The following is a 15,511-nucleotide window of genomic DNA, read 5'->3' as shown; positions in this document are numbered from 1 at the left end:
TCGGCTAGGGTGACCGGGTGAAGATCGCGCTCATGGACTCCGGAATCGGCCTGCTGGCGGCAGCGGCCGCAGTGCGCCGCCTGCGGCCCGACGCCGAACTCGTCCTCTCCTCGGACCCCGGCTCCATGCCCTGGGGGCCCCGCACCCCCGAGGACATCACCGCGCTCGCCCTGGACGTCGCCCGCGCCGCCGCGGCCCACCGGCCGGACGCGCTGATCGTCGCCTGCAACACCGCATCCGTCCACGCTCTGCCGGCGCTCCGGGCCGAACTGGAGCCCGCGCTGCCGGTCATCGGCACGGTCCCCGCGATCAAGCCGGCCGCTGCGGGTAGCGGATCCGTCGCCATCTGGGCGACCCCGGCCACCACCGGCAGCCCCTACCAGCGCGGGCTGATCGGTGACTTCGGCGGGACCGCGGACGTCACCGAGGTTCCGTGCCCCGGCCTCGCCGACGCCCTGGAGCACGGCGACGAGGCCGCGATCGACCGGGCCGTAGCGGCGGCCGCCGCCCTCACCCCGCCCGACGTCCGGGCCGTCGTCCTCGGCTGTACCCACTACGAGCTGGTCGCGGCCCGGATCCGCGACGCCGTGCAGCGGCCCGGACGCCCGCCGCTCGCCCTGCACGGGTCCGCCGGAGCGGTCGCCGCCCAGGCGCTGCGCCGGATCGGAGCGGACCCCGCCCCGACGGCCGAGCCCTCCGCCAGGCTCACCGTGCTCCAGGCCGGCCGCCCCGCCGCCCTTCCGCGGGCCGCCCTGACCTACGCCGAGGGCCGGATGCTGGCCGCCGCGGTGCCCGCCCGCTGACCGAGGTCCCGGGGAGCCTTCGGCGGATCCGGGCCGGGTAGCCCGATCGGCCCCCGCAGCCCCGGCCGGTAGGCAGGAACGCGGCTACGCTGCTGCGTATGACGGACCTCCCCGAGAGCGCGACGCACGGGTCGAGCCAGGCGCCGCCCACGGAGTGGAACGGCCGCGCCACCAACCGCGTCCAGTGGCTGCTGGCCCTCGCGGGCGCGGGCTGCGTGGCCCTCGGCATCGAACTGGCTGTCGACGGCGCCTGGACCTCGGGCATCGCCCCGCTGCTCATGTCGGTGGTCGGCTGCCTCGCCGCCGGGCTGCTGATCCTCTTCGGAACGCTCGCCTTCGTTCACGTGGCCGTCAAGGTCGACGGGGACAGCCTGGAGGTGCGCTGCGGCCACGCGGGCCTGCCGCGCCGCCGGATCCTGCTCAGCCATGTGACGGGCGCGGAATTCATTCCCCGGATCAACCCGCGCCACTGGGGCGGCTGGGGCTACCGCTGGCGTCCCGAGCAGGGCACGGCCGTCGTGGTCCGCAAGGGCGAGGGCATGGCCCTGCACCTCGGCGACGGCCGCACCTTCACCGTTACGGTCGACGACGCGGAGACGGCCGTACGGTTCATCCGGCAACGCCTGCACCTGCCGGCCTCCGGGAAACGACCGGGCGACTGACCGGACCGCCGACCGGGCCGCACCGGCCCCCGTTCCGGCAGCTGACCGGGCCGCCGACCGGACCTCGCCCGCCACCGTCCCGGCGAGCGACCGACCGGACCTCGCCCGCCACCGTCCCGGCGACCGACCGACCGGGCCGCCACCGTCCCCACCGGCCGACCGCGGGCCGCCCGCCGCCGACCGAGAGGCACCCCGGAGCCGCCCGCGTCCCGGCCCCGCGCAGGTCAACGCCGCCGCTCACGGCCGCCCACCGTAGACTCCGCCGGGTGAGCGCCACCATGACTTCCGTCGACGACCCGCCGCCCGCCACGGCCTCCCCGGCCGCCGGACCGCTGCCGCGGCTCCTCCGTCCGGCCGCCGCCGTGCTCTCCGGACTGCTGCTCTACGCGAGCTTCCCGCCCAGGCCGCTGTGGTGGCTCGTGCTGCCCGGCTTCGCCCTGCTGGGATGGGCGCTGCACGGGCGCCGGCTCAGGACCGCCTTCGGCCTCGGTCTCCTCTCGGGCCTCGGTTTCATGCTTCCGCTGCTGCACTGGACCGGTGAGGACGTCGGCCCGGTGCCGTGGCTGGCCCTGGCCGCCGCGGAGGCGCTCTTCGTCGCGGTGGGGTGCGTCGGTATCGCCGCGGTGACCCGGCTCGCGTACTGGCCCGTGTGGGCGGCCGCGGTCTGGACGCTCGACGAGGCGGTCCGCGCCCGGATCCCGTTCGGCGGCTTCCCCTGGGGCAAGATCGCCTTCGGTCAGTCCGAGAGCGCCTTCCTGCCGCTCGCCGCGCTCGGCGGCACCCCGCTGCTCTCCTTCGCCGTCGTCCTGTGCGGCTTCGGGCTCTGCGAGGCCGTTCGACAGCTCGTCGCGTACCGCAGGTGCGGAAAGGTGCCGCACGCCGCCGTCGTCGGCGCCGCCGTGAGCGTCCTCGTGCCGGTCGCCGGGGCCCTCGCCACGCTGCCCCTGGTCGACGACTCGGCGGAGAACGGCACGGCCACCGTCGCCGCGATCCAGGGCAACGTGCCGCGCCTGGGCCTCGACTTCAACGCGCAGCGCCGCGCCGTCCTGGACAACCACGCCCGGCGCACCACGCAGCTGGCCGAGGACGTGAAGGCGGGCAAGGAGAAGCGGCCCGACTTCGTGCTGTGGCCGGAGAACTCCTCCGACCTCGATCCCTACCTCAACGCGGACGCCCGCCAGGTCATCGACGACGCCGTCAAGGCGATCGGCGCCCCCACGGTCGTCGGCTCGGTGGTCGAGAAGGGCTCCGACAGCCTCCGCAACACCCTGATCGAGTGGGACCCGGAGCAGGGCCCCGTCGACACGTACGACAAGCGGCACATCCAGCCGTTCGGCGAGTACATGCCGATGCGCACCGTCGCCCGCTTCTTCAGCGAGGACGTCGACCGGGTGCAGCGCGAGTTCGTCCCCGGCACCGAGGTCGGCGTCTTCGACCTCGCGGGCACGAAGGTCGGACTCGTGACCTGCTACGAGGCCGCCTTCGACGACGCCGTACGCGACACCGTCACCCACGGCGCCCAGATGATCGCCGTGCCGAGCAACAACGCGACGTTCGGCCGCAGCGAGATGACCTACCAGCAGCTGGCCATGTCCCAGGTGCGGGCCGTCGAGCACGGGCGGGCCGTCGTCGTCCCCGTCACCAGCGGGGTCAGCGCGGTGATCCGCCCGGACGGCACGATCGTCGAGAAGAGCGGCATGTTCACGCCCGACGCCCTCGTCGACGAGGTCCCGCTGCGCTCCTCGCTCACCCCCGCCACCCGGATGGGCCCCCTGCCCGAGGGCGTCCTCGCGCTGCTTGCCCTGGCCGGCCTGGGCTGGGTGAGCGCCTCGGCGTTCCGGGCCCGCCGGGGCCGGGGGACCGGACAGTAGCTCCTGATCCGGCCACGTAGGCTCGGATCCATGGCTACTCCCGACTTCATCCGTGACATCCGCGCCACCGCCGGGCACCAGCTGCTCCTGCTGCCCGGGGTGACGGCCATCGTCCTCGACGACGAGGGCCGCGTGCTGCTCGGCCGGCGCGCGGACACCGGGAAGTGGTCGGTCATCGGCGGGATCTCCGAGCCGGGGGAGGAGCCTGCGGCGACGGCGGAGCGCGAGGTGCTCGAGGAGACCGGTGTGCACTGTGTGGCCGAGCGGGTGGTGCTCACGCAGGCGCTGGATCCCGTGCAGTACGCGAACGGCGACATCTGCCAGTACCTCGACGTCACCTTCCGCTGCCGGGCGACCGGCGGCGAGGCGCGGGTCAACGACGACGAGTCGCTGGAGGTGGGCTGGTTCTCGTTGGACGGGCTCCCGCCCCTCGGCGAGTTCGCCCTGTTCCGGATCAAGCAGGCCCTCACCGAGGGCCCCGCCTGGTTCCAACCCACCCCGCGCACTCCGTGACCCTCTAGTTCACCGTGAAGGACCGCGTCGTCCCGGTGAACGGCGTGATCTTCCCGAGCAGGCTCCTGGCGTCCCCGTGGTGCACGATCCGGTACGTGCCAGGTGCCGTGTCCGCCGCGACGTCCCAGGTGATCGTGGCCTTCGAGGTGCCGGTCAGACCGTTCAGCCGCGTCCAGCGGTAGGCGGTCTCCCAGTCGCCGTCGTCCAGCACGCGCTGCCACGTGCCGTTCTCCAGCCGCTGAACCTCCAGGAAGGTGGAGCCCCGGCGGACGTTGTTCTTCGGGTGCCCGGTGGCGAACTCGACGGTCGCGGTGGAGCCGCGCGGGTACGAGCTCTCCGGTGCCTTCAGGACGCCGCCGAACGCCTTGCCGGCGGGCGGGTTGTCGTACACGACCCCCGTCTGGAAGGTGAACTGCCGGTCCGACTCGTCCGGAGGCGTCGCGCCCCGCTCCAGGGGGGTGCCCTCGCGCAGGGAGTCCGCGATCCGGGCGTACTCCTGCTGGTAGGCGGGCAGGGTGTAACGGCCGTACAGCGTGGAGCCGCCCTCGTAGTTCTGGGTGTCGTACTCCTCCGGCGTCGTGACGTACTGGCTGTACGCGTTGGCGTACCCCTGGAGCAGGACGCGGTCCAGCGGGACGCCCAGCCGCTCGGCCACCGTACGGCGTACGCGGAGGCCGGAGGTGATCGTGAACTCGCCCGGGGCGGCCACCAGGTACAGCTCGCCGATCTTCATGATCTGGAGCGGGAGGCGCTTCGGGGTGACCGGGTGGACGTTGCTCAGCAGCCCCGTGGGGATCAGGCTCGCCTTGGGGTACTGGCAGGTCGCGAGCCAGGACGGGGTGTCGACGCGCAGCGCGTCGAGGATGCCCGCGACCGGGGTGCGCGTGCCCTCCTCGAAGCCGGGGATCGCCGGACCGTCCTCGACGCTGCCCGCGAGCGTGGACGCGCCCACGACGGCGGGGCAGGTGCGGTGCTCCTTGCCGTCCGGGGTGTACTCCGGGCGTACGGTCACGCTCTCCATGTCGACGTAGGCGAGCCGGGAGTCGACCCCTCCGGAGACGGGCCGGGTGGCGTCGTAGATCGCGCGGGCCTTGTCGAGCTGGCGCTCGCCGATGATCCGCGTGTTCTCGAACTCGTCCTCGGTGGGCCCCGACCCCGGCTTCAGGTTGAGGTTCGGCGACATGTCGCCGGCATTGGTGTTGGGGAAGGCCGCGACGAACCCGGGGGTGTCGTCGAGGTAGCGCACGCCCTCGTGGTCGTGCTCCCAGGCGTAGGCGGCGTAGCCCTTGTTGTCGGGGCTGATGAGGGTGTTCCTGTTGGTGATCGAGGTGGTGTGGGTGGCGAACCAGCTGATCGCGCCCGCGTCCCGGTCGCCCTGCTTGAAGCGCAGGACGGTCATCGCCGGGTCGATCGCGTCGGGGAAGGCCGCCCGGTCGGCCGCCGGGTTGCGGTCGAAGGCCTCGCGGGAGCGGTTGACGCTGGCATCGGTGAGGGTTCCCGTGCCCAGGCTCATCGTGCCGGGCTTCAGGTCCTCGTGGGCCTTGGCGACGGAGTCCGTCATGCCGTCGACGATCGCCCGGTAGGTCTCCTTCTGGAAGCCGAGGACGGAGAGGTTGTAGGCGACGTGATGGGAGTAGCCGCCGGGCCCCGAGTGGGTGTGGGTGGCCGACAGCAGGACGTTCTCCTCGTCGTACAGGTCTCCGTAACGCTCCTTCAGACGGGCGATGACTCCCTGCTGGACGGACTGGAAGATCATCGCGAGGTCGGCGTTGACGTACACCACGCGCTTGCCGCTCGACCGGTCGACCACGACGAAGGCGCGCGACCGCTGCCGCTGATGGATGCCCGACGTCTTCTGGTCGAAGCTGGAGTAGCCCATCATCCCGGTCTCGGCGGCCTCGCCCGTGACGTCGGAGATGCCTCGCCCGACGAGGTAGTCCCCTCCACCGGCGGCGTTCGACGCCGACGCGGGGGAGGGGGCGCCGAGGGTGACCGTGCCGAGGACGGTGGCGAGCACCGCGACGGGGAGCCTGCGCCGGGCGCGGCGGGCGGTGGGGGGTGGCATGGAACCTCCTGGGGCGGGAGACGGGGATGCCCGGGCCCGGTCGGCGGCTCGCTGACGGGAGAGGCCGGGGCGGTGTCCCGACCGTAGAGGAGTGTGACCTGCGTCGCATAGATGCCTACCGGCCAGTAAAGCGGTGGGCCCGCGCCCTGCTCGTTGACATGGGCATGTCGCATTGTTCTACTGAGTGGCGGATCAATTGACCAGCACGGGAGGAGGATATTCATGCAGGCAGTTGAAGAAAAGGTCCAGTCTGGAACGGACCGGAACGCCGATGATGTATTCGATCTGGTGATCGGCGATCTGGAACAAGAAATTCCGCCGCTCGCCTCACCGACGAACTCGGGCAGCGGCACCGCCTGTGGTTCGTGCGCGAGCATCTACTGCTGTTGACGCGTGCCGGGTGGTGTCGCCGCGTCGGCGCCACCCGGGTGCGCCGCACATTCCCTCCCCGTGACGAGCCGAAGGGCTGCTGTGCCGGAATCGCCAGTGGATGCCGAGCCCCTCTGGGAGATGAGCGACCCCGGCCGAGACCTCGGCGAAGAACCCGGCGGCGACACTGGGCGAGGGTCCGCCCCGAGGTCCGGCCAGGTTGCCGAACAGGCCGGATCACTCCAACTCCCGCCAGTCGCGCGACGGGTGACCGACGCCGTCCGGAAGGGCGAGGCCGGCGGGCTGTTCCCGCCCGTCGTCGCGGCGGGCCCCGAAGGGACGGTCGCCGTTGACCGGCTGCTCGGCGGCGAGGCGGACGCACGGCTGATCGAACGCGCGCTCCGCGACCGGCGGTTCGCTCCGCTGCTGGACCTGTGGGACCGCCTGGACGCCTGGTGCGTATTCTCCGGACCGCGCTATTCGACCGTGGTTTCCCCCGGAATACTGGATATCACCAACGCCGACATCTTCGGCCCCGTGGTATCCGAGGCATTCGTCGCCTGCGCTGCCGGAAGACCGCACTACGCCCGTGACCGGGTGGCCGAGTGGGGGGTGCGCTGCGAGGAATTCCTGACGCTGTTCCTCGACCGATTGCTCCGGGACATGGACGCCTGCTGGCCCGGTGAACCCGCCTTCCGGGGGCCGGTCGTCGGACTGTGGGCCCACGGCGAGGAAACCCACAACGGACGCCAGCGCGTTCTGCGCCTCGACTGTGCCGGCGGCGGCAGGGTCGCCTACAAACCGCGGCCGGCCTCCGGCGAGCTGCTGTTCACCGCGTCGACACCGTCTGCCGCGTCGACCGCGTCTGCCGCGTCGACCGCGTCTGCCGGATCCGCAGCGTCCGCCGGATCCACCCGATTCGCCTCGTCCGCCTCGCTGTTCGATCTGCTCAACCACGCGCCCACGGCGTCCGGCGAGGTCCGGCTGCCCGTGCTGTCCTGCTGGCCCGGAGCCGAGCCCGGCTATGTGTGGCAGGAGTGGATCGAGCCGCCCGCGCAATGGGGGCCGATCCGGGCCTCCGGACCGTGGGAGCTGACCGGAACCCGGCTCACCCCGGAGGAGTCGCGGCGGTTCTGGCATCGCACCGGCTCGCTGACCGCCGCGATGTTCGCCTTCGGGATCACCGACATGATCGGCGGCAACGTGGTCACCGGGAGCAGGCCCGGCGACCCCGAGCCCCTGCTCTACCCGATCGACCTGGAGATCTACTTCTGCCGGGTCCCGCGCCTCTACGACACGGGCCTCCTGCACGACGCGACCGCCGAGATCGACCAGCACCACGTCGGCCTGGAACGCACCGCCCGCTGGTGCGACGCCGAAGGCCCGCCGGTGTGCTGGACCGAGCGGCCGACGGGGGAGCTGCGCCTGCACCGCCGCCGCGCGCCCCTTGCCCGCGAGGAGACGAGGAACGTCGTCGCCGACACCGACGGGCGGACCGGTTACGGGCCCTACCTCCCGGCCATGCTGCGCGGCATGTTCGACGCCTGGACCCTGATGTGCCGACAACGGCCCGCCATCGGGGAGTTCCTGTCGACCGCCACCGCCGGTCACCACGTACGCGTCCTGCGGCAGCCCACGTTCCGGTACTTCGACGCGCTCGTACCCCGCTGGCTGTCCGGGGGCGGCGCGGCACCCCGCCCCACCGAACCCGACGTCCACTTCGACCGGGCCGAACGCGACCAACTGCGACGCCTGGACGTGCCCTACTTCGTCCGCTCCCTGGAGGGCGGACCGGTGCTGAGCGTCGCACCGCCGCCCGTGCCGTTCGGGACGGCCCGGGTCGCCGCCCGGCCCGAACCCGAGGGGGGCTGGCCTCCGTTGCGGGAGCTGCTGGAGGGCGAGAACCTCACCCTCGCCGGTCTCGGAGTGGCCCTCCGGGACGCGGTGGAGCACGTGTTCGACGATGTGACGGACCACGTCGTCGCGGATGCCCCGCTGGGTGTCCGACTCCACCTCCAGAGCCCCGCCGAGGGCCGGGTCGCCTTCGACTGGCCGGAGGCCGGCCGGCGGATCACCTACCTCTGGGACCGGCAGAAGGTACGGCTGCGCATCGACCCGATCGACGCGCCCGAAGCCCCGGTCGAGCCCGCGCCCGCCGGGGAGATCCGGCGCAGGCTGCTGCGGCTCGACCGGCTCGACGGCGCCGTCCGGACGCCGTGGGCCGACGGCGGTATGAGCGACGGGACGGCCGAGCGCCGCCTGCGGGACCTGACCGACGCCGGCATCACCTGGCTCACCACGGTCGTGGCCGACCACGGCTGGCCCGGGCACGCCCTGGTCGGCGCGGAGGCGGCCGCCGCCGCGAGCCGCCTCGTACAGCACGCCCGGGAGCACCTGGACTTCCGCCGCCACTGTCTGGAGCTGATGCGGGACGCTGCGGAGCGCCGCGATCTGCCGTGGCGGGAAATCGCCTATCTGACCGACGAGCTGCGGGTGACCGAGGGGCTCCCGCAGGTGTACGGAACGAAGTTCGAGCCCGTCGGCGGAGTACTGGTCCCCTGGCCGGTGGAGGACCCGGAAGACGTGGACCACCGCCGGGCCGCTCTCGGCATGGAACCGCTCGCCGACCACACGGAGCGGATCCGGCGGCGGTTCCCCCTGACCGGAAGGGAAGCATCATGAGCACGCTGGCCCCCGAGGCGCGGCGGACGCCGGACGGCGTCGACTGGGAGCTGTTCGGGCAGCGCTACTGGGACCGGCGGCCCGTCCGGCTGCGCGCCAGGCCGCCGTTCGGCCTCGACGAGGTCCACCCCCTGAACGTCGCCTCCTGCGCGCCGTTCCGCGCGGGCACCCGCTTCTGGGTGACGCCCGACGTCCGGTTCCTCCTCGGCGACGGCTGGCTGCGCGCGCCCGGAACCCTGCTGCCGGACACCACGGACCCGACCCTGGACGACTATCTCGACCGGCTGGACGCCGAGGTCCCCGGACAGGGCTACCTGCTGACCGTGCGACAGCCGCTCCTCCTGGACCACGCCCTGTGGTCCGCGGTACGGGACACGGTCAGGGGGCTCTGGCGACACGTCGGCTGGCCCAATCTCCCCCTCACCGCCGAGGTGCTCACCGGCGACGGGTTCACCCAGCACGCCGGCGCGGCCGAGGCCCCGACGCACGCGGCGCTGACCTGGGTGCTCCGCGGGCGGATGGACGTGACGCTGTGGGACGAGCGCGGCGGGCCCCCACCGGCGGACATCGCCGACCCGGACCGGGACGTGCCCGGTGCCCGCACCCTCGGCGCCGAGGCCGGGGAGCTGCTGTACTGGCCCGGCGACCAGCGGCACGTGGACACCTACCGCGAACGGTGCGTCGCCCTGCGCCTGCGGATACCGGTCGACCGGGGGCTGCCGTTCACCGCGCTGCGGGACCTGCTCGCCGACCTGGTCCACGCGGGCCAGGACAACGACGAGACCGTGCCGTACTTCCCGTTCGGCCCCGGAACCCGTATCGACGACCGGGGCGGCGTGCTGCCCCGCCTGACCGCGCTCGGCGACGAACTGCGCGGAGCCGTGGACGGGGAGCGGCTGCGCAGGACGCTGCGGATCCGCTGGGCCGCGCTGCGCTCGGCCGCCGGACTCGAACCGATTCCGGTGCCCCGCGCCGGCGTCACCGTCACCCGGGACACGCGCTTCCGCCGCACCGGCGAGATCGTCCGGATGGCCGACGGGCCCGCGCACGAGGTCTGGGCGGTCGACGGGAACGTCTTCACCCTGCCGAGGGCCGCGAGCGACCGCGTGTACGCCGCCCTCGGCGACGGCGAGGAGACCTGTGCCGACGACGTCTGCCACGCCCTCGCCGCGGGCGACGACGACAGGAACGATCCGACGGTGCTCGCGCTGCTCGACAGGCTCTACCGACTGCGCGGCATCGACCTGGCCGAGGAGAGGGCACGATGACGCTGACCGTCGAGAAGTCCTTCGACTGGGACACCTTCGCCGACCGGTACTGGGACCGGGCGCCCGTCCTCTACAAGGGCCTCGACACGGCGCCGTTCGACGAGCGCGAGGTGTTCCGGGCCGCCGTGCTCGGCAGCCGCCCGCCCCACCCGCTCGCCGTGCCGGGCAACCTCCAGTTCCTCGTGCGGCGCCGGCAGCAGACCCGGCCCCGCGACTATCTGCCCCAGTCGCGCGACGGCTCGCTCGACGGCTACGAGCGGCGCATGGCCGACCGGCTGGACGGGCAGCGCTACGCCCTCGTAGTCCACCGCTTCCACTCCTTCTCCCACCCGCTGTGGGACCGCGCGCAGCGGTTCTACGCCGGGCTGTGGGAGAGGGTCGGCCAGCCCACGCACACCGCCGGTTCCACGATGTTCCACGGCTCCTACGAACACAGCCCGGTCGGCGTGCACCAGGACCGCTTCGCCACCTTCATGTTCTGCGTACGCGGCACCAAGCGGATGCGGTTCTGGGCCGAGCGGCCGTGGTCGGACCCGGTGCACACGGTGCTGGACTACCAGCCGTTCCTGGCGTCCTCGTTCGTCGCCGAGGTCGAACCGGGAGACCTGCTGTACTGGCCCGCGCGCTACTACCACGTGGGGGAGAGCGCCTCGGACGCCCCGGCGACCAGCGTCAACGTGGGCATTCCGCGCCGCGAGCACCGGCCGTACTACGAGATCAAAGACCTGTTCCGGGGCACCCGGCCGCAGAGCTCCGCCCCGCTGTTCACCCCGGACGCCGGTCCGGACGGCCGGCTGGCCGAGGAACTGCCCAGGGCCCTGGCCGACGCCGTGGACGCCTTCGCGGAACACCTGGACGAGGAGCGGTTCGCCGACCGGGCCACCGCGCTCGCGCTGCGCGTCAGGACGGCGGGCGGCTTCTGGCCGACCGAGCCGCCCGCCGCGCCGCGCCCCCTGGACGACGACACCCCCGTACGCGGCTGCGCCCCCCTGCTGCCCCCTCCCGGCGGGAGCCCGCACGGCTGGGCCGCCAACGGCCATGTCACCTCCGGCGCGACCGGCGCCGAATCACTCGCGGTGCTGCGCCGGCTGGACGCCGGCGCGACGGTGCGGGTCGGGGAACTGCCCGAGGCCCGACGCGCGGACGTCCGCCGCCTGTTGCAGGAACTGGAGAGCTTCCGTGCCGTCACCCGCGTCGACACCGACGGGCCGAACACCCAGTGACCGGACACTCACGGGCCGAGCGCCCAGTGACCGGACATCCGCGGGTCGGACACCCACTGACCGAACTCCCACCGACAGGACGCCCGGGCCCGCCGTCCGCGGGCCCGCCCACCGGCAGGCCGCCGCGCGGGTCGTCGCCGAGATCGCGGACCGGCTGGCCGACCCGGAGCGCGTGGCCCGGGTCGCGGGCGTGCCGGACAACCTGATGCACTACCCGGGCGACCCCCAACCGGTGTGGGGCCCCCTCTCGCTCTCCGACGGGCACCCCGGAGTCGCCCTGCTCCACGCCGAGTTGGCGGCCGACGACCCCGAAGCGCGCGAACGGGCCCACGCGCACCTCTCCGCCGCGCTCGCCGCCGGGATCCGGCTGCGCCCCCAGTCGCTGTTCGACGGCATGGTGGCCCTCGCGTACGCCGGGCACACGGCGGCCGTCGGCTCCGGCGGCTACACCACGATGCTCACCGGACTGGACCGGCACATCGTCGACCAGGCCCGCACCCGTGCACGGTCCGACCGGGAGCGGGCCGACGCCGGGGAGCCGGCCGGAGCGTGGAGCCGCTACGACGTCCTCGGCGGCACCGCCGGGGTCGGCCGTTACCTGCTGGCCCGTCACCGGGCGGCGGACGCGCCGGAGGAGCGCGAGGCGGCGGGCGTCGCGCTGACCGAGGTGCTCGCCTCCCTCGTGGCCGTCGCCACCGCCGAGGACCTCACGCGGCACGGCTCCCGGCTGCCCTCCTGGTGGATCACCGAAGGCCTCGACCACGGGCTCGTCGAACACGTCAACCTCGGTCTCGCCCACGGTGTCCCCGGGCCGCTCGCGCTCCTCTCCGTCGCCTGGCGGGCAGGGTTCCGGGTGGACCGTCAGGACGAGGCCATCGAGCGGATCATGGAGCTGATGACCCGCCTCCGTACCGCCGACGAGGCCGGCCCGCGCTGGCCGCACCTGATGACCCGCGAGCGCATCGAGAACCGAGCGGCGCCGGAACGCGGACGGGACTCGTGGTGCTACGGCGCTCTCGGCGCGGCCCGCGCCGTCCATCTCGCCGGCACCGCGCTGGACCGGCCGGACTGGCACGCCGACGCGCGCGCCGCACTTCTCGGCGCCCTGACGGCGGCCGACGACGAGCTGATCCGCGACTCCGCGCTCTGCCACGGCTGGGCCGGCCACCTCCAGATCGTGCTGCGCACCGCCCACGACACCGTCGACCGGGACCTCCACGCCACCGCCGACGGGCTGGCTGCGCGGGTGCTGGACGGGTTCGACCCCGGGGCCCCGTTCGGCTACCGCTACGGCCATACGCTCGCGGCGCGCGAACTCGACCGCCCCGGATTCCTGGAGGGAGCCGCGGGCATCGCCCTCGCCCTGCACACGTACGCCACCGGGAACCTGCCGGCCACGTCCTGGGACAGCGCCCTGCTGCTGAGCTGACCCTTCCGGCCCGTGCGGGAACAGGGTGACGGCGGTGCGATAGTGGGGGCGCGTCGGCAAGGGGCCGACCGGAGGGGGCGCCGTGTACTACGAACTAGCCGATCGGCTGGTCATCGGGATCGCCTCCAGCGCGCTCTTCGACCTGACCGAGTCGGACGCCGTCTTCCGGGAACAGGGCGAGGAGAGCTACCGCGCCTACCAGGAACAGCACGTCGGCGACCGGCTCCGTCCGGGGAGCGCGTTCCCCTTCATCAGGCGCCTGCTCTCGCTGAACGACCTGGGCGAGGTGGACGACCCGTTGGTCGAGGTCATCGTCCTGTCCCGGAACGACCCCGACACCGGCCTGCGGGTCATGCGCTCCATAGAGAGCCACGGCCTGCCCATCAGCAGGGCCGTCTTCATGCAGGGCCGCTCGCCCCACCGGTTCATGCCCGCCCTCAACATGTCCCTGTTCCTGTCCGCGAACGAGACGGACGTCCGGGAGGCCGTCGCCGCCGGGCTGCCCGCCGGGCACGTCCTGGGAGCCCCCTACGAGGACGACGTCGACGACGACGACCTGCGGATCTCCTTCGACTTCGACGGGGTCCTGGCCACGGACGCGTCGGAGCAGGTGTTCCAGGAGGGCGGGATGGAGAAGTTCCGCGCCCACGAGGTCACCAACGCCGGGGTTCCGCACGACGCCGGGCCGCTGAGGGACTTCCTGGCGAACGTGAACCGGATCCAGCAGCGGGAGGAGCAGGAGCGGCGGAAGAACCCCGACTACCGGATCCGCCTGCACGTCTCCATCGTCACGGCGCGCAACGCGCCGGCGCACGAGCGCGCGGTGCAGAGCCTCAAGGGATGGGGTGTGACCGTCAACGACGCGTTCTTCCTCGGCGGCATCGACAAGGGCCGGATCATGAAGATCCTCAAGCCGCACATCTTCTTCGACGACCAGCAGGGCCACCTGGAGAGCACCTCGCGGTCCACCCCGAGCGTCCACGTGCCGTTCGGGAAGCTCAACGAGCCGGTGGCGCCCACGGCCGGGCTCAGCAGCCGAGCGTGACCTCCTGGCTCCACGCGTCGTAGCCGATGTGGTCGCTGTCCCAGCCGTGCGTCCGCACCTGGTAGGTGTGCGTGCCGCCGACGCACGGCAGACCGGTCGAGTAGATGACGTTGAACGCGCCGTCCTCCCAGAACTCGGCGCTCTTCACCTCGACGCCGTCCCGGTAGAGGCGCACATAGGTCTTCGCGCCGCCGTCCGGAGGCAGCGTGGAACAGTTCCACGGAGCCTCGGCCCAGACGTGGTCGCCGGTGTGCTGCGGATTGCTGGCGCTCACCGTGCACTGGCCGAGGGCCTCGGCGTTCCGCGCGGTCGCCGGAGCCGCGGCGAGCCCCGCTAGGGCGCCGGCGAGGGCCAGACCGGTCAGCAGACGCTTCATGGCAGGAATCGGGAACATCATGGTCTCCGGGTCTCTGTCGGAGTCGCCGCAGGAGCGGGCGACTTCCCACCTATGCACTCATGGTCACTGAAAGGATACCCAGAGTGACGGAAAGGGGTGGGTTGGCGACACCGGCGGCACGCTCCGCGCCGTGGGCGTGAGGCGGGCTCACGGGCAAGGTGGCCCACCCCGCTGCGTGCCGCCGGGCGGCGGGGTACGGTCACCCTCAGGGCCCCGGCCAGCGGGAATTCGGTCAACGGCCTTGCACGGACAGTGAGTAGAGGAGAGACATGAGCGTCGACAACGACGATTTCCGCCGCCGGATCCGGTCCGACATTCCCCACTCCGCGCGCGTCTGGAACGCGTGGCTGGGCGGTAAGGATCACTATCCGGTGGACCGGGAGCTGGCCGACGTGGTGAGCGCGGCCTACCCGCAGATGGTCGACATCGCCCGTGCGTCACGCGCCTTCCAGATCAGGGCGATCCACCACCTCGCCTCGGCGGGGGTGCGCCAGTTCCTGGACGTCGGGACCGGGCTTCCGGTGGCGAACAGCACGCACGAGGTGGCGCAGAGCATCGCACCCGAGTCGCGGATCGTCTACGTGGACAACGACCCGATCGTCCTGGCCCACGCCGAGGCGCTCCTGACCAGCTCCCCGCAGGGCCGCACGGCCTACGTGGACGCCGATCTGTCCGATGCGGACGCGGTCGTGGACGAGGCGGCCAAGACGCTCGATCTGTCCGAGCCCGTCGCCGTACTCCTGCTCTCGACCCTGGGGCACCTCGTTCCGGCCGAGGGCATCGAGGTCGTCCAGCGGTACCTGGCCCGGATGCCGGCGGGCAGCTACCTGGTGCTCTGCGACACGGTGACGACGCCTCAGACGCTGGCCGCCCAGGAGGCGTACGCGTCGGGCGACAACCCGCCCTACCTCGTCCGGAAACCCGAGGAGATCACCGACTGCGCCAAGGGTCTGGAGCTGGTCGAGCCGGGATTCGTCTCGATCGACCGCTGGCGGCCCGAGGAGGACGACGCGGTGCCGGTCGACCAGTGGGGGCTCGTCGCCCGCAAGCCGTAGCCGTACGGCGGGCGGGGGGGGGGGGGTGCCCCCGGGACTTACTTCGGGGGGGGCCCCGGGTTTGTTCCCGGGGCCCGCCTCCGTACGCCGTGTGTTCCCGCTCTCAGCGCCTAGCTGAAGGAGTCGCCG

The 15,511-nt window shown here is 72.9% G+C and carries 13 protein-coding genes; 11 read left to right on the top strand and 2 right to left on the bottom strand.

Annotation, left to right across the window (positions count from 1 at the left end; all coding sequences use genetic code 11):
- Positions 1-17 precede the first annotated feature (17 nt).
- The 4 genes from ACH4RG_RS27020 (at position 18) to ACH4RG_RS27005 (ending at position 3,849) form a co-directional block, all read left to right on the top strand.
- Complete coding sequence (locus ACH4RG_RS27020) at positions 18-803, top strand: glutamate racemase (RefSeq protein WP_397924401.1); 786 nt, start codon at positions 18-20, stop codon at positions 801-803.
- A 98-nt stretch (positions 804-901) separates the two neighbouring features.
- Positions 902-1,465, top strand: coding sequence for a hypothetical protein (locus ACH4RG_RS27015; RefSeq protein WP_397924403.1), 564 nt, complete (start codon positions 902-904; stop codon positions 1,463-1,465).
- Between the two features lie 278 nt (positions 1,466-1,743).
- Positions 1,744-3,336, top strand: coding sequence for an apolipoprotein N-acyltransferase (gene lnt, locus ACH4RG_RS27010; protein ID WP_398540396.1), 1,593 nt, complete (start codon positions 1,744-1,746; stop codon positions 3,334-3,336).
- Between the two features lie 30 nt (positions 3,337-3,366).
- Positions 3,367-3,849 (top strand): NUDIX hydrolase, encoded by a 483-nt coding sequence (locus ACH4RG_RS27005; protein WP_397924405.1) that lies wholly within the window; start codon positions 3,367-3,369, stop codon positions 3,847-3,849.
- 4 nt (positions 3,850-3,853) lie between these two features.
- Here the strand turns inward: ACH4RG_RS27005 and ACH4RG_RS27000 are convergent, their stop codons facing one another.
- A complete protein-coding gene (locus tag ACH4RG_RS27000) occupies positions 3,854-5,914 on the bottom strand; it encodes a neutral/alkaline ceramidase (protein WP_397931648.1) in 2,061 nt (686 codons plus the stop codon).
- A 222-nt stretch (positions 5,915-6,136) separates the two neighbouring features.
- On the opposite strand from ACH4RG_RS27000, the gene ACH4RG_RS26995 reads away from it, so the two are divergent.
- From ACH4RG_RS26995 to ACH4RG_RS26970, 6 genes are all read left to right on the top strand, one after another.
- Entirely contained in the window at positions 6,137-6,304 is a 168-nt protein-coding gene (locus ACH4RG_RS26995) for a hypothetical protein (protein ID WP_397924409.1), read from the top strand.
- Between the two features lie 120 nt (positions 6,305-6,424).
- A complete protein-coding gene (locus ACH4RG_RS26990; RefSeq protein WP_398540395.1) occupies positions 6,425-8,965 on the top strand; it encodes a DUF4135 domain-containing protein in 2,541 nt (846 codons plus the stop codon).
- Positions 8,962-10,233, top strand: a complete 1,272-nt coding sequence (locus ACH4RG_RS26985) for a hypothetical protein (RefSeq protein ID WP_397924411.1) — start codon at positions 8,962-8,964, stop codon at positions 10,231-10,233. The genes ACH4RG_RS26990 and ACH4RG_RS26985 overlap by 4 nt, the downstream gene beginning before the upstream one ends.
- Entirely contained in the window at positions 10,230-11,456 is a 1,227-nt protein-coding gene (locus ACH4RG_RS26980; protein WP_397924413.1) for a JmjC domain-containing protein, read from the top strand. Before ACH4RG_RS26985 ends, ACH4RG_RS26980 begins: the two co-directional genes overlap by 4 nt.
- Positions 11,457-11,646: 190 nt before the next feature.
- Positions 11,647-12,885 (top strand): lanthionine synthetase C family protein, encoded by a 1,239-nt coding sequence (locus tag ACH4RG_RS26975; protein WP_398540386.1) that lies wholly within the window; start codon positions 11,647-11,649, stop codon positions 12,883-12,885.
- Between the two features lie 82 nt (positions 12,886-12,967).
- Positions 12,968-13,930: a 5'-nucleotidase gene (locus ACH4RG_RS26970; protein ID WP_397924418.1), complete on the top strand. Its 963-nt coding sequence runs from the start codon at positions 12,968-12,970 to the stop codon at positions 13,928-13,930.
- Here ACH4RG_RS26970 and ACH4RG_RS26965 read toward each other — a convergent pair.
- On the bottom strand, positions 13,914-14,306 hold the full coding sequence (locus ACH4RG_RS26965; RefSeq protein WP_397924420.1) for a hypothetical protein: 393 nt from the start codon (positions 14,304-14,306) through the stop codon (positions 13,914-13,916). The genes ACH4RG_RS26970 and ACH4RG_RS26965 overlap by 17 nt on opposite strands.
- Before the next feature lie 290 nt (positions 14,307-14,596).
- Here ACH4RG_RS26965 and ACH4RG_RS26960 point away from each other — a divergent pair, with 290 nt between their 5' ends.
- The gene (locus tag ACH4RG_RS26960; protein WP_397924422.1) at positions 14,597-15,382 is read left to right on the top strand and encodes an SAM-dependent methyltransferase; all 786 of its coding nucleotides are present in this window, start codon (positions 14,597-14,599) and stop codon (positions 15,380-15,382) included.
- The last annotated feature ends 129 nt before the right edge of the window (positions 15,383-15,511 follow it).

Source organism: Streptomyces sp. NPDC021019, assembly GCF_044333295.1.
GTDB lineage: Bacteria > Actinomycetota > Actinomycetes > Streptomycetales > Streptomycetaceae > Streptomyces.
The sequence above is the reverse complement of the archived record's forward strand: the minus strand, read 5'-3'. Positions and strand labels throughout refer to the sequence as shown.